Origin of the sequence: Paraburkholderia sp. Cy-641 (assembly GCF_011752945.1) — a bacterium.
In the GTDB taxonomy this organism is placed as follows: domain Bacteria; phylum Pseudomonadota; class Gammaproteobacteria; order Burkholderiales; family Burkholderiaceae; genus Paraburkholderia.
In genome coordinates this window covers 18,278-33,293 of record NZ_VWWM01000007.1, presented here as the reverse complement: position 1 = coordinate 33,293, position 15,016 = coordinate 18,278, and the positions used below count along the sequence as shown (strand labels likewise).

Sequence of the window (15,016 nt, the reverse complement as noted above, 5' to 3'; positions counted from 1 at the left end):
ATGATAGATTCCTGTTTGGAACCAATGAAGGGGCATCCAATGACAGATAATCTGGACGGCGTGGCGACGTTCGTGCAGGTGGTCGAGGCCGGCAGCTTTGCGCTGGCAGCGGAGCGCATGAACCTCACGCGCTCGGCGGTCGGTAAGGCGATTAGCCGGCTGGAAGCGCGGCTCGGTGTGCGGCTGCTTCATCGCAGCACGCGCAGTCAGACTCTCACGGCTGAAGGGCAGGCCTATTACGAGGGATGCGTGCGGGCACTCGCGGAACTCGATGTTGCCGAGGCCGCGCTCGATCATGGCCGGGCTGAGCCTGCCGGCAGGTTGCGAGTGAGCGTGCCCGAAGCGTTCGGGCATTTTTGCGTCGCGCCGATTCTGCTCGATCTCGTGCGGCAGTATCCGAAGTTGCAGATCGATCTTTCGTTTACCGATCGCTTCACGGATCTCATCGAAGAAGGCTTCGATCTTGCCGTGCGAATAGGCGAGTTGCGCGACAGCAGCACACTCGCGGCGCGGCGGCTCGGTACGCAGCACGTTGTGATCGGCGCGTCGCCCGCGTATCTCGAGCGCTACGGAACGCCAACCTGTATCGAGCAACTGGAGAACCACGTCGGCATTGCGCTCTCGCGTGCCGGCGCAGTTGCTCCATGGAACGCAAAAGACGCGGACGGCAGCGCGCAGCCGGTACGTATCCGCTCGCGTGTCAGCATGGACGACATTCAGGCGATTGCGGCGGCGGCAATCGACGGCTACGGACTGGCGTGGCTACCGTGCTGGCTGTTGACGCGTTACGCGAAAAGCGGGGCGCTGGTGCCGGTTCTCGATAACTATCGGGTCCGCTCTCAGGCGATCTATGCGATCTGGCCGAAAGTGCGTCATTTGCGGGCGAAAACGCGAGTTGCCATCGATGCGCTGAAGGAGAAAGTACCGGAGATGATTGGGGACTAGTGCGGCATTGTTCAACTGTTCATATTATAATTTCATGTCGCTTACAAAAAACTGCCATAGGCCAATTGCGCCGCGCCGCAGCGGCACGATAAAACGACAAGGCAATAAAATAGGCACGCCGGCGGCCAGCCCATGCGTTGCGTAATAACAGTGTTATTTGAAATATGACCACGCCCATTGAGACCATCGAAGCGCGCGATTCCGCGCGTTTCTTTACGCAACCCAAAGTACTCGTTATCCTCGCGACCGTATGCTGCCTGCTGTGGGGCAGCTCGTATCCGGCAATCAAAATCGGCTATTCGCTGCTCGGCATTACGCAAGGCGACATTCCGTCGAAACTGGTTTTCGCTGGCTACCGGTTCGTTCTTGCGGGACTGTTTCTGCTGATTCTCGCTGCACTATCGAAGAAGTCGCTTTTCAATTTGACCCGCCGCAACGCGGGACAGTTGATGCTGCTGGGCGTTACGCAAACGGCCATTCAATATGTGTTCTTCTATATCGGCCTTGCATACACCACTGGAGTGCGCGGCTCGATCCTGAATTCGACGACGACCTTCTTCAGCGTGCTGCTCGCTCACTTTATCTATAAGAACGACAAGATCTCGCCGCGCAAGGCGGTTGGGTGCCTGTTGGGATTCGTGGGCGTCATGGTGGTCAATTTCAGCGATAGCTCGTTCGAGTTTGCGTTTACGCTGCTCGGCGAAGGCTTTATCGTGATCGCCGCATTCGTGCTGTCGGCCGCGTCGATCTACGGCAAGCGTATTTCGCAGGGCATGGACGTCATGGTCATGACGGGCTACCAGCTCGGGTTTGGCGGCGTCGTGCTCGTCGTGGCAGGTTATGCGACAGGCGGTACGCTGAGCGGATTCACGGTGGAATCGGCGGCGCTGCTCGGCTACCTGGCGCTTCTCTCCTCGGTGGCTTTTTCGTTGTGGAGTTTGCTGCTCAAATACAACCAGGTCGGCAGAGTGACCGTGTTCAACTTCCTCGTGCCGGTGTTCGGTACTGCGTTGTCCGCGATATGTTTGAACGAGAACATCATGGAGTTGAAGAATCTGCTTGCGCTCGTTCTCGTTTGCAGCGGGATATGGCTGGTTACGCGTGCGCCGCAAGTGCGTTCCGTGTATGCGAAGACGGGTGGTGCGCGGGGGTGTCGGGAGAGTTGAGGCTCAGCGTGATGGGTGTGCGAGCCGCGGCAAGTACACCCATGCCTTTTAACGTCGACACGTAACAACGCGTTCCGCTATCGCCCCCACTTGCAACCGCGTCCCGCCGATTTCGATGTCGAGTAGACGCGCTTCCACCAGCCGATAACTCCCCTGAGACAGCGCATCGCGGACACTCGTGCAGTCCGGCCCGATGTCGAGTCTGCCGAGCAATGGCAGTAGCCACGACATCAACGTGAGCAGCAGCTTACGTGTGCCACAAATGAAATTGTTTCTTACGTTGGTGATATTCAAACCGGCGGCGAATGCCAATGTGCTGACTGTACGGGTGCGACGTAGAGGAGGACCAGGAGGGACGGAAAGAAAACCGCATGGGGGATGACCGAAGATGGGCCTCCCGCTATTTCCAGAAGGATGTACAACAGTATTCCTTGTGCTATTCCGACTGCTATGCGATACGCAAAGAGACTCGCGATGGGCAGCGCGGTTTCTCCCCGAACAGCTTCGGGATTCGCTTCGTTCATGTAGTTTTTCCTGTCTGCGTCAACAGGCTATGAGCGGTACTGGATGAAAAACCCGTTCCATGTTCGCAATAAGCGTTGCAGATTCGCATCCACGGCTACTTGACGGCGCCATGTATTCAGACTCCAAGGTATCACGTCTTACAACGGGAGTACTGAGTGAGCAGCCATATCTCGCGCACGGGACGCAGCGAACGTTTTCAGAGTCAGCAACAGGCAATTCGGCAACAGGCAATCGACACACCGTCGCCTACTCAAGCGGCATCGCCTGCCTGCACACCTTCGCTTCAGGGGCTTTCTCCGCTGTCTCGACCCGTGTCGAGCGCTCAAGGCAACATGGCACAGCCAATTCGCCGCTCCAATCTTAGGGAAGTCGGGGCCGCGGCGTCACCGGAAGTATCGCGCCAGCAGTTCATGATGAAACTGGTCCATCAAGGCGTTGAGGATTACACCCGGGCACTGGTCGCTTATCCGAGAACTCGGACAGGCATAACACAAGTTGCCGACCACAGTGAGCCGTTGATCAGAACGCTTAAAAAGCTGGCAGATACGCTAAAAATCGCTATGGGGGAGGCAAAGAAGAACCTCAAGTCCAATACGAACGAGCGATCATCCGCCGGTCTGTTAAAGCGCTTTAGCGAGGAGCTGGAGGACCTCAATCGCGAATGCCAGAGTGCGTCCGATCTTGTGAAAGATCTCGGGGACGTGCTAAATAAGTTCAACCCTTATCTCCGGAAAATGGCAGGGGGGGTATCCCTCGTTCTTAATCCTAATGAGCCTGAAACGCAGAAATTTTTCGAGAAAAATATTAAGGATATCTCCGGGAAGATAGCCAGGAGCCGTGCATGCTTCGATACGATACTCGCGGGCATTGACCGGGACATGCCATCGTTGCGAGACGTGAAGATTGACGGTAATTCCCTGGATGAGACCTGGAAATGGGCTCTCAAGAAAACGCGGGACAGCCATATAAAGGAACTGCTGTACTTGGGGAGAATGGCTGATACAGTGGGCAAGACGTTAGTCTCTACGTGCGTCAGTGAGCTACTTGGCAGATTCGGTCAATTAGGCGAGGTGATCAATAGAACGACCCGAGCCGAAGATCGACGTACAGGGAACATAGGCGGTGGGTACGATGACAGGTTTGCTGCCCTGTTGCGGGAATCGTCCAATGTCGGCAGCCAGTACGCCACCTTTGCAAAGTCCATGGACGAAAATCTCCGGTGGATCGATGGACTACGCGGTAAGCCCGGCATCTTCGATTCTATAGTACTGGACGAACACCGCCATCTGATCAATGCGGGTATGCCCATCGACACCAAAGCCGTCATTCTGTTCGACAATATTCGTAAGTCTCTCCGGTACAGGAATCAAGGCGAGAGGATTGCGGGCACCTCTGACCCCGCAGTGACCGCACAGTTTGACGAGGTATCAGTCAGCACGATGGTTCGCATCAGCGTCGAGTTGCTCCATAACGTTTCACATTGCCTCACGGCATTTCCAGATAGCGATCCTTTAGCATACTGTCGCCGCGAAGACGCGATGCGCCAACCCGTGCTCGACGCGGTCGCACTACACTGCGGCGAAATCGAAACCGACCTGGAGTGGCTGCGCAACAGCATGAAAAGCGATAGCCCTCGATCTGCTAGCAGCAACGAAGTTGACGCCGCGTATGAGCAGCTACAGGTCGCAGTATCGCGCGTCCGGCGGAATCTGCAGTGGAACATCGCCACTGCCAACGCGATGAGGACGTCGCTGGCTAGAGACCCCAAGTATGCGCGCATGGTCACCGCGGCACTTGTTACCCCCAGCGAAGTTGCGGTGCGCGATTACACGGCGAAGTATCTAAAGGGCTTGGCGGTGCCCGCGCCTCCTGAGGTGAAAATCCCGGAGATCGACTGGGACGACGAGCCGTCGAGCCGGATCGCCGCGAATAGCGGCAAAGGCAAGGGCAAGGGCAAGAAGACTGTGCGCCAGCGGCAGGCAATCGCCGAGAGCAAGCGAAACCAGGCGGCACGGGAGGTTGCCCGCGAGCAGGAGCTTGCTGCGGCGAAGGAGTCGCTGATTCAACTGTGCGCGACTCCATTCGACGTCAAAAGGGTACGACAGTATGCTGCTTCGCTTGCAAATCTCGCGCGCACCGAGGCTGATGCGAGCGGCCTGAAGCTGCTGAGCGGCTTCGGCATCTACGGCAAATTCATGCGCGCGGCAGACGCGCTCGACAAAGGGCGTCAGGATGTGCTCGCCCGGATCGCCACGATCGATAAGCTAATCGAAACGCTCACCGATCCGGATGAGAATGGGCAAGCGGCCCTCGATGCAAAGCGTATGGCGCTGCCTGTTCGCATAGCGTTGACGCAGGATGTCAACAAGTTGTCGGGAGGTATCGCCGCATTGCGCAACGAGGCCGCCGTCCAGCAAAAGCGCCGCAATCTGAAGCTGTTCGCGCAGAAGCCTTCGCGCGAACTGTTCCAGTGGCTCCAGAAACATGATCGCAATAGCCTCGTATCAGTGAGCCAAACGATCCGCCGAAAGCGACTGGCGGGGATCGCGCCGAACGGCGAGCCCCATCCACACGGCGACTTCCTCGACGAATACGTGATCACGCTAAGGGACGCGCAGCGTATTGCCTACCTCGATCCCGGGGAAGACAAGCCGCGCATCAAGACTGTCACGACAGTGCCACTGCATGTGCACTACCGCTCGGAAACCGCGACCCGTCCGGAAGCGTGCCACTTCAAGAATGAGCCGCAAAGCAAGGTGGGCGGTGGGGACGCGTACCGCTCGGACGATGGCGTTGCGTTGATGGAGCGTGTGTTGGAAGACGTTAGCAAGATGGCCAACGTAGGGGCTGAACCGCGCCGGATTGGGTGACGGTTCCAACTCCTGACGCTGTGTTGTTCGTCTAGGGGGTAGAACCTGTCGAACCTGAATTTGATCGATGCGTTGTTTCCGAAAAAATAGCTATAGTCGACAGTATTAACGCCAGGATTATCGTATTTCTGCGGTTTTCCGAATCTACGGACTACATCGTCGAATGAAAGCGTACCCATTGCCAGGGCCAGTCCGGCTCGAAGAAGACGAAAAGTCGCTCCTGTTCCTGCACAGACATGAGTTTCGAAATATCCTGCATTTCACTGTGCTCCGTTGTCAGTGGACCGGTCTGTGCTCGAAGGGGCGGGGTGCTCATGAGCAAAAGCATAAGGAGCGCTGCACTCGTCTTCCGCATGCGTGTAAAACCCCTAGTGACTGGCTTGCATAAAATAGGCACGGACTATATCCCTACGGCAATTGGACACACTGCAATTTATGGATCGGATCAAGCCAATCGCTCCGGGCGATACTCACCGGCCCACATCCAGCGCACGTCAGCAGGCGGCATGTCGAGTCGCAGATATGGCTTGAACCTGTCGCCAGCGCGTACCACGGCCTTGCCAACTATTCCCGCTTGCATCCAGCTTTCCCATAGGCCTGTTTCAGGGCACACCATGCCGGTGCGCAGGTTCATCATGCCGTATTTCTGGCGCTTGGCGAGGTAACGCTGCTCAAGTTGCTCCGGCGTTAAATACCAGCGGGTGATCTTGATACTGCGCAGGTCGCGAGGATTTTGCAGACTCTGGAATTCGGGACCGTCGTGTCCGTATTTCCCTTTATATGTCACCGTGACATACACGTCGTATGGGGAATCAGGTGGTAGTAGTTGACGATAGACAAAATCGACAGTGTCGGGGTCACCCCCAATGATTACGCCTCGAGGTGAAAAGTAGGAGCTTCGCTCGTTACGCACACTGTCAATCGATTCGCCTCTGACCACGCGATGCAGGTTCAGCGTGGCCTCATAGCTTTCCTTCGGTATGTCGGTCGTCGTCAGGCTGTCAATACCAATCATGACTGTTTTGACACTCGGCTTTCCGTCAACAAGCAGTAGCTTGTCGAACCGGAAATCAACCGTCACGTTCTTCTGAAGGAAGTATGTATATTCAACGATGATGTCTTCAGGCGAGCTATATGACACTGGCTTTCCGAATCGACGGACTATATCGTCGAATGAAAGCGTACCTGTAGCCCAGGCCAGCCCGGCTTCGAAGAAGGGAAACAGTTGCGCCTGCTCCTGTACGGACATGGGTTTCGGAATGTCCGGCATGTCACTCCCCCTTACTGGCGATGGGCTGGTCTGTGCCCGGAGAGTCGGGATGCTCATGAACAAAAACATAAGGAACACTGCACTCATTTTCCGCATGCGTGTAAAGCCCGTAATGGCCGGCTTGCATGAAATGGCAACTGGCCACATCTTCACAGTAAAATTCGACACACTGCGATTTATGGATCGGATCAAGCCAATCGCTCCGGACGATACTCGCCAGCCCACATCCAGCGCACTTCAGCAGGCGGCATGTCGAGTCGTAGATATGGCTTGAACCTGTCGCCGGCGCGTACCACCGCCTTGCCAACTATCCCGGCTTGTGTCCAGCTCTCCCATAGGCCTGTTTCGGGACATACCATGCCGGTGCGCAAATCCATCATGCCGTACTTCTGGCGCTTGGCGAGGCGGCGTTGTTCCAGTTCTTCGGGCCTCAGATAGACTCGATCAATTGCAATACTGCGCAGATCGCGCGGATTTTGCAAACTCCGGAATTCGGGGCCGTCTTGCTCGTATTTCCCTTTATACGTCACCGTGACATACACGTCGTATGGGGAGTCGGATGGCAGCGGTTGACGATAGACAAAATCGACAATATCGGGGTCCCCCCCAATGATCACGCCCCGAGGCGAAAAGTAGGAGCCTTGCTCGTTACGCACACCATCAATCGACTCTCCTCTGACTACGCGATGCAGGTTCAGCCTGGCCTCATAGCCCTCCTTCGGAATGTCGGTCGTCATCAGGCTGTCAATATCAATCATGACTGTTTTGACACTCGGCTTTCCGTCAACAAGCAGTAGTTTGTCGAACCGGAAATCAACCGTCACGTTCTTCTGAAGGAAGTATGTATATTCAACAATTATGTCTTCAGGCGAGCTATATGACACTGGCTTTCCGAATCGACGGACTATGTCGTCGAATGAAAGCGTACCTGTTGCCCAGGCCAGCCCGGCTTCGAAGAACGGAAACAGTTGCGCCTGCTCCTGCACGGACATGGGTTTCGGAATGTCCTGCATGTCACTCCCCTTTACCGGCGATGGGCTGCTCTGTGCCCGAAGAATCGGGATGCTCATGAGCAAAGGCATAAGGAGCACTGCACTCATCTTCCGCATGCGTATAAATCCCATAGTGACCGGCTTGCATGAAATAGGCACCTGCCATATCTCCACAATAAAAGGCATCGTTTTCCCAGGGACGGCCGCGGTAGTCCTCTGAGCACCTGCTGGGTTCGGCCACCATGCTGTCGATCATGATCGGAGTGCCGCCATAACCTGATCTCTGTAGAAGATCGACCGCCAGTTCCCTCACCTTTTCGAATTCACTTTCCAGTGACTGCGTGCTGGACAGATAGCCTGGCGGCCTAACCCTGCCAGTACGCCAGAGATTGAGCACCCAGACGTACTGCGCGATGGCTATGCGTTTGATACTCGCCAGCATCAAGGGATCGTCAGGTATTGATACCACCCTGGCTAGAGCCACTGCCGTGCGCCCTGGAGCACTCGCAGCGACTACAGCACCCGGCCACTGATCGATCCGTGTATCAGGGAAATTATCCGGATGTTGCTGCGCCATCGCGTAGCTCCAGAACCATTGCTGGCAATGTCGCGACTCGTGGTAAATCGTATCGACAAATGCCTTGAGCGTTCTGAAGCGCAGATAGCGTTGACCCGCATCCTCGTCCGCTAACCGGCTTATAAGAATGAGGTCTTTGAGATCATTGAGATGCAGGAGCAGGCTCCAGTTCGCGGAATCAAAAAAGCCCTGCTCGGGTGCCGAACCCGGCGACACATCGAGTTTTATCTGCGAGGGAACGGCCTGAGCGGGAATACCGCCGTCTTGCGATTGATCCGTCATTGCCTTGACGATAAGCGGCTTTATCAGACTGAGTAGATATTTTTGTCCATCATCGTCAACCGGCCACCTGAGCACCTTCTCCGGCACCCCCTTACCAAAGAAAGTATTCCCCCACTGGATCTTCTCGAACAGCAACTCCACCGCAAACGCGTAATCCCTGGCAACCGGAAACATAAGCTGCCCTTTGCGTTCCGGGTCCAGATCAGAAAAGCGCATCCCCCAGCGCTCGGCCGAGCAGAGTGCGTAGGTCGGGATTCTGCCGGCGCTGGTGAGGCCTGGCTGATTGATCTCGACGATATGGTTGCCGACTTTATGTGTGCGTCTAGCGGGCATTCCTGGCTTTCTCCTATAAATCGGATTTCGTCCCGGCATCCCGGACCAATATCGACCGATGCGTCGAGGCGACCGCGCCACACGCGCGTAGCAGGCTGACGGATGCAATCCGCACGCTGTCGCTCATCGCAACGGATGTTTCGCCGCGTCCATTACTGATCCCTTCGATCACCTGTCCGTCTGCAAGCTCGATCCGGTAACGCTGGTTCGTCATCACCCACCCCGAAACCTGTTCCACAAGCTTGAAATGCTCCGCCACCTTCGCCTGCCCGATATCCGTCATCGGCACGACAAACGGCACCGCCACCGGCGTATCGTTCAGATAACTCGCCGCATGAACCCGATGCCCGCCGTCGGTGTAGACGCTGTACCCCTGCGCATTGATCACGACCTTCGTGCCGGCCGCATGGAACACGATCTCCTTTCCGGCAATCAGATTGATCGATTCCGCCCGGCTGATGATGTTCACCACGCGCTGCGCAATGACCTCGATGTCATCGTGTTGCGCCTCGATCTGCACCTTGCCGGACGCTGCCTTGAGCCTGATGCCGAGGTTCTGCGCGAACACCCGCACGCCATTGACCGCCGACGCCAGCAGCGATCTCGCCGCGGCGATGCTGACGTGTCCGCCGGCCGTGAGCGCGAGATGTTCGCCACTCGCCACGTGCGTGCTTTCCGCGGCCGCGAGACTGATACCCATCTGCCTGACGCCGGTGATGAGGCCAGAGATCGTGCGGCTGCCGGTGGCTGCGCTTATCGCGTCGCCGCCGCAGGCAATCGACACGTCGATCACCTGGCCGATCAGGCGATCGGGCACGACCTGTTGCCGCGCCTGCCATAGCGGAAGCGTCGGTCTTTCGATCGTCGCCACGTCGAGCGCGTACCGGTAGAGCTTGCCCAGGGCTTCGGTGCCGTGCAGACGCAACGGCGCGAGCAGTGGCTCATTGCCCCAGGTCGGCAGCGTGTCACAGAAGATAGCTAAAGTGCGGTCCCACGGTGGTTTGGACATGCGTGCATCGAGTGATGGGTCGAGCACACAGTATCGAAAGCACCTATCCCACCGTCTATAGGAATTGGACTAATTTTTATCCTGAGCAGGCAAATTACTCAATCTGCATAGCTAATTGAGATAGGCCGGTTTGATCTGTTTAGTGATCCTGTACAGCAATACGAATTAATCCCGTTGAATCCGCTGCAAAGAGAAATACAAATAAAAAATCAGAAAAGAAACGGCGAATATGATTGAAGCCGAGGGCCATCCGGGGCGGGCCCGCGCAACCGTGCCGTACTGAATAACACTTCGGCGGTATTAAAAAAGAATGGCAGCCGTGAGCGAACCCGATAACAAATCGCCGCGAATATAAATTACTGCGCGCTTGCACGAACCTGAACAGGAACGACAGTTCTGCGTAAGCAGGGGAATAAACAAAGTGGCGAACAGGGCGGCAAGCAACGCAACCGGCAGAGCAGCGAACAGAACAGCAAATCTCCGCGAAAAGCGGAATCTGGCGCATCGAATCCTAAATATTGGTGATTCGAAGCATGTATTCACGCATTTGCGCACTCATCGTCCTCGGCGCCCGCCGTACGTGCACAACCCTACGGCGATTCGGCCCCGGTGCGAGCGTCGCTCCTGTTTATTACAATAAAGTTTAAATTTGAAAGGTAATTTAAGTAAATTGAAAGTAAAATTTCTTAAAGGTTCCCTGTCATAAAAAAAGAACATACGGACTCGATAATCCCGCTGCGTTAGAAAAATACGGATTTGTTCCGTTTGGGCGGAAAAAAGTTGTACATGCAAACCACCAGGGGTCCCATAATGCCGGTCAGTTCAACACCACGTACTACCCTTCTTTTAACCTCGATCGCGGCGGCCTGCGTGCTGGCAGCTTGCGGCGGCAACGACAATCCGTCGACGGCAAGCAACGGCGGCGGCAACAGCCCGACCCCGACGCAAACCACGACGTTCTCGGGCGTCGTGACCGCCGCGGCTTTCAAGCCGGGCAACGCATCGGGTAACCCGACGATCGCCGCCGGCTACTACGCGGGCGCGACGGTTTGCGTCGACGCGAACGGCAATGGCGTGTGCGATGCGTCGGAAACGAGCACGACGACCGACAGCAAGGGCCACTTCACGCTGAAGACCTCGGCGACCGGCCAGTTGATCGCCGACATCAGCACCAAGGCAACCAACACGGCAAGCGGCGCGGCCGTGCCGAGCCACCTGATCCTGCGCGCTTCGGCCGCGCAGATCGCCGACCAGGGCGCGGCTAACGTCGTCATCAGCCCGATGTCGAGCGAAGTGCAGCGTCTCGTCGAAGCGAACGGCAGCAGCTACGCCACCGAGAAGGCCAACCTCGCAACGCGCCTGAGCGGCCCGGCCCTCGGCGCATCGTCGGTGACGGTGAGCGCGACCGACGCGCTCGGCGACGTGAACACGCTCTCGGGCGCCGAACAGCAAGCGCTGCTGTTCGAAGACAACCAGCTCGAAAACCGCTACACGTACGCGACGACCAAGCTCGATCGCGGCGACATGTATCCGGACAACCTCGCGATGACGGGCGGCGATCCGTCGCTCATCGGCACCTCGGGCGTGATCCAGGCAACGGCCGTGAAGTCGTCGCAGACGCAGGCGAAGATCACGTACGCACAGGCGCAGCAGGCCGCGTTCAACGTCGAAGGCGTGCCGCGCTACGACAACGTGTTCGTGATCATGCTCGAAAACCACAGCGTGGGCCCGACGCCGGGCACGCCGGGCATTTTCGGTTCGACGAACGCACCGTTCATCAACCAGTTCCTGACCAGCAACAACCAGTTCACGACCTACTACGCGACCGGCAACCCGAGCGAGCCGAACTACACGGCACTCGGCGGCGCGGACGACTGGGGTATCGTCGACGACAACTGGTGGGGCTGCGGCGCGGGCACGAGCGGCGCGAACGCACCGACCGACGCGGCCTTCGCCGGCGGCACCGCTTCGGACGGCCAGCCGCTCGTCGCGACGACCGCACTGCCGCCGCAAGACACGAACCATCTGACGGGCCTGACGAGCGCGGCCTGTACGACGGTCGGTTCTTCCGCGAACCACAACGTCGCGGCGCCGAACCTCTTCACGCTGCTGTCGCAAGCGGGCATGACGTGGCGTACCTACAGCGAGTCGATGAACCCGGGTCAGGACCCGCGTTCGGACAGCATCGCCGAACCGACGATCTCGGCCGCCTACACGGGCCCGGGCGCGAACGGCACGGCCTACCCGATGCCTGGCGCGCTGTACAAGACCAAGCACAGCCCGGCAATGCCGTATCAGCTGGCGCGCAATCTGCCGGAGTTCTTCGCCGACAACCGCACGATCTTCGGCACGCAGTACCCGGCGTCCGCCCTGGCTACGTCGAAGGACTATTCGATCCCGACGAACTACAACTACGACCAGTTCAGCACCGACCTCGCGAACGGCGACGTGGGCAACCTGAACTTCATCATGCCCGACCAGTGCGACGACATGCACGGCACCGGCTCCGATCCGTCCTGTTCGAGCGGCAGCACCGCCATCGTGCAGCGCGGCGACGACTACGTGCGTCAGGTCGTGACGAAGATCCAGGCTTCGCCGCTGTGGACCAACAAGAAGCGCAAGGTCGCGATCGTCGTGATGTTCGACGAAGGCGAAGGCAGCTCGACCTCGTGCTGCGGCTGGAACCCGGTGACGTCGAACGTCAACCAGGCACCGCTCACGTTCTCGAACGGCAAGTACTCGCCGGTCACGACGACGCTGTACAACCAGGGCAACCATGGTCACGGCAACTCGGTGTTCGGCGTAGCGACGAACCAGGCGAGCGCGGGTGTGGTCGACAGCGACGAGTACAGCCACTTCTCGTTCGTGCGTACGATGCAGGACATGTTCCAGATCGGCGACCCGGCACAGCCGCAAACGTACCTTGCTCGCGCGAAGTACACCGAGTCGTTCATCGCCGCGAACGTGCTGAACCTGCCGGAACTCGCGGGCAGCGCGGATACGCACTTCGACTCGGTCCGTCCGATGAACCACGCGTACATCACGCCGGCGACCTACACGCAGAAGCTGAACCCGGTCGACGTGACGGGCACCTCGCTGGCTTCGCGCCAGGCGGGTCCTGACGCGAACCAGACCAACGTCTGGGCGCTGAGCAAGTAAGCGGTCGACCTAAGCGGCGGACCGACACACGCCGGGCGCAGCGCGCGCCCGGCGTGTGCAACCCGGCGCCGCAACGCTGCCTGCCGGACCACGGATCATGTGGTCCGGCAGTTTTCCATTCCGTTCGTCCCATTTCCACGCGGCCTTAAGTCGTACGCGCACTCAGCCAGGTCCTTCCACGGACCAAGCCAGGACCGCCCGGCAATCGGACTCAGGTAACACGATCAGGCTCAACACATCGATATGCGAAAAGTTTCTCTCGGCGTGCTTTGCGCGCTTTCCCTCGTATTGGCCGCCTGCGGCGGCGGGGGCAGCGATAGCGGCAGCAACGGCGGCAACGGATCGAGCCAGACCTCGGCGCCGGGCGGCGGCGAAACGGGTAGCGTTGCGCCGCCCGCCGCCGTCACGCTGAGCGCGGCGGCCCAGGTCGGCAAGCAACTGTTCTTCGATCAGAATCTGTCGGGCGGCAAGAACATGTCCTGCGCGACCTGCCATAGTCCGCAGTACGCGTACGGACCGCCGAACAGCCTGTCGGTGCAGCTCGGCTCCGATCCTTCGCTGGCCGGTCAGCGCGCGGTGCCCTCGCTGCGCTACAAGTCGATGACGCCGCCCTACAACGACGTCGCCGACAACCCCGACGGCATCACGCAGAACGCGCCGGGCGGCGGCTTCATGTGGGACGGCCGCGCGACCACGCTGGCGACCCAGGTCTCGCTGCCGCTGCTCAATCCGCTCGAAATGAACAACACGTCGGCCGCGAACGTGGTCAAGGTCGTGCAGGGCGCCTCGTATGCGCCGCTGTTCCAGCAGGCCTTCGGCTCGGGCGTGTTCGCCAACACCGACGCCGCGTTCGCCGACGTCGGCCTCGCGATCCAGGCCTACGAGACGGAAGACCCGAGCTTCGCGCCGTATTCGAGCAAGTTCGATCTGTTCGAATCGAACAAGGTGGGCGGCACGTTGACGGCGGCCGAGCTGCGCGGCCTCGAACTCTTCAACGACACCGACAAGGGCGCCGGCTGCGTGGCCTGCCACTACGCGGGCGCGAACTTCAACGGCTCGGTCGGTCTGATGACGGACTTCACGTATCAGGCGATCGGCGTGCCGCGCAACGACACGCAGATTCCCGATAACCCCGACCCGATCCCGAGCAACGCGACGACCTCGTACTACGACCTGGGTCTGTGCGGTCCGCTGAACAACCTCCACACGCCCGGCACCGCGACGAGCGGCGCGGGACCGGATTCGTTCACGGGCGTCAACGTGCCCGATCCGTATTGCGGCCGCTTCAAGGTGCCGACGCTGCGCAACGTCTCGACGCGCACCGCGTTCTTCCACAACGGCGTGTTCCATTCGCTCGTGCAGGTGCTGAACTTCTACAACACGCGCGACACGAACCCGGAATACTGGTATCCGAGCACCGGCGGCGATACGACCCACATGGTGCAGAACCCGTCGTTCGCGCTGTTCCCGAGCGCCGCATCGGGGGCGACGGCGACGCCGTTCAACGATCTGCCGGTCGCCTACCAGGGCAACATCGACGAAGAACTGCCGATGGGCCAGGGGCAAACCGACGCGGGCGGCACGACCGCGGCGGACGGCGCGCTGGCCCGCCCGGTCCACTCGACGCCGCAGCTGACGCAGCAGAACATCGCCGATCTGGTCTGCTTCCTGAACACGCTGACGGACGGCTATCAACCGCCCGCCACGCCCCCCACGAGCGGCGCATGCGTGAACTGACGACGCATCGATGACGATCCGCGCGCGGCCGGCTTCTCGTGGAGCGGCCGCGCGCCGGCGTTCGGGCCGTCGTGCCTCGGACCGCCGGCACCGCTGCCGCGCGCGCATCGCCTGCCGCCTGCCGCACCTAGCCGTTCAATAAGCCATCCAA

General features: G+C 59.0%; 9 protein-coding genes. 5 read left to right on the top strand and 4 right to left on the bottom strand.

All coding sequences use genetic code 11. The features are described from left to right. Positions 1 to 39 precede the first annotated feature (39 nt). The 3 genes from F3J20_RS05610 to F3J20_RS05600 all read left to right on the top strand — a co-directional run bounded on the left by F3J20_RS05610 (position 40) and on the right by F3J20_RS05600 (position 5,506). Positions 40 to 945 (top strand): LysR family transcriptional regulator, encoded by a 906-nt coding sequence (locus F3J20_RS05610; RefSeq protein WP_167282386.1) that lies wholly within the window; start codon positions 40 to 42, stop codon positions 943 to 945. 164 nt (positions 946 to 1,109) lie between these two features. Beyond that, a complete protein-coding gene (locus tag F3J20_RS05605; protein ID WP_167282384.1) occupies positions 1,110 to 2,111 on the top strand; it encodes a DMT family transporter in 1,002 nt (333 codons plus the stop codon). Between the two features lie 680 nt (positions 2,112 to 2,791). Next, on the top strand, positions 2,792 to 5,506 hold the full coding sequence (locus tag F3J20_RS05600) for a hypothetical protein (protein WP_167282383.1): 2,715 nt from the start codon (positions 2,792 to 2,794) through the stop codon (positions 5,504 to 5,506). A 445-nt stretch (positions 5,507 to 5,951) separates the two neighbouring features. Here the strand turns inward: F3J20_RS05600 and F3J20_RS05595 are convergent, their stop codons facing one another. The 4 genes from F3J20_RS05595 to F3J20_RS05580 form a co-directional block, all read right to left on the bottom strand. Beyond that, on the bottom strand, positions 5,952 to 6,776 hold the full coding sequence (locus F3J20_RS05595; protein WP_167282381.1) for a hypothetical protein: 825 nt from the start codon (positions 6,774 to 6,776) through the stop codon (positions 5,952 to 5,954). Positions 6,777 to 6,964: 188 nt separating this feature from the next. Beyond that, positions 6,965 to 7,789: a hypothetical protein gene (locus F3J20_RS05590; protein ID WP_167282379.1), complete on the bottom strand. Its 825-nt coding sequence runs from the start codon at positions 7,787 to 7,789 to the stop codon at positions 6,965 to 6,967. Position 7,790: 1 nt separating this feature from the next. Next, complete coding sequence (locus F3J20_RS05585) at positions 7,791 to 8,960, bottom strand: hypothetical protein (protein WP_167282377.1); 1,170 nt, start codon at positions 8,958 to 8,960, stop codon at positions 7,791 to 7,793. A 13-nt stretch (positions 8,961 to 8,973) separates the two neighbouring features. Next, positions 8,974 to 9,969 carry a DUF2345 domain-containing protein gene (locus F3J20_RS05580; protein ID WP_167282375.1) on the bottom strand — a complete coding sequence of 332 codons (996 nt, stop codon included), beginning with the start codon at positions 9,967 to 9,969 and terminating at the stop codon, positions 8,974 to 8,976. Between the two features lie 810 nt (positions 9,970 to 10,779). Between F3J20_RS05580 and F3J20_RS05575 the strand changes: the two genes are divergently transcribed. Beyond that, a complete protein-coding gene (locus tag F3J20_RS05575) occupies positions 10,780 to 13,128 on the top strand; it encodes an alkaline phosphatase family protein (protein ID WP_167042785.1) in 2,349 nt (782 codons plus the stop codon). A gap of 243 nt (positions 13,129 to 13,371) precedes the next feature. Beyond that, positions 13,372 to 14,865, top strand: a complete 1,494-nt coding sequence (locus F3J20_RS05570) for a cytochrome c peroxidase (RefSeq protein ID WP_167042783.1) — start codon at positions 13,372 to 13,374, stop codon at positions 14,863 to 14,865. The last annotated feature ends 151 nt before the right edge of the window (positions 14,866 to 15,016 follow it).

Excerpts from the sequence above, each read along its gene's own strand:
- F3J20_RS05610 (WP_167282386.1), top strand. The coding sequence starts at position 40 with ATGACAGATAATCTGGACGGCGTGGCGACGTTCGTGCAGGTGGTCGAG.
- F3J20_RS05605 (WP_167282384.1), top strand. The coding sequence starts at position 1,110 with ATGACCACGCCCATTGAGACCATCGAAGCGCGCGATTCCGCGCGTTTC.
- F3J20_RS05595 (WP_167282381.1), bottom strand. The coding sequence starts at position 6,776 with ATGCCGGACATTCCGAAACCCATGTCCGTACAGGAGCAGGCGCAACTG.
- F3J20_RS05590 (WP_167282379.1), bottom strand. The coding sequence starts at position 7,789 with ATGCAGGACATTCCGAAACCCATGTCCGTGCAGGAGCAGGCGCAACTG.
- F3J20_RS05585 (WP_167282377.1), bottom strand. The coding sequence starts at position 8,960 with ATGCCCGCTAGACGCACACATAAAGTCGGCAACCATATCGTCGAGATC.
- F3J20_RS05580 (WP_167282375.1), bottom strand. The coding sequence starts at position 9,969 with ATGTCCAAACCACCGTGGGACCGCACTTTAGCTATCTTCTGTGACACG.
- F3J20_RS05575 (WP_167042785.1), top strand. The coding sequence starts at position 10,780 with ATGCCGGTCAGTTCAACACCACGTACTACCCTTCTTTTAACCTCGATC.
- F3J20_RS05570 (WP_167042783.1), top strand. The coding sequence starts at position 13,372 with ATGCGAAAAGTTTCTCTCGGCGTGCTTTGCGCGCTTTCCCTCGTATTG.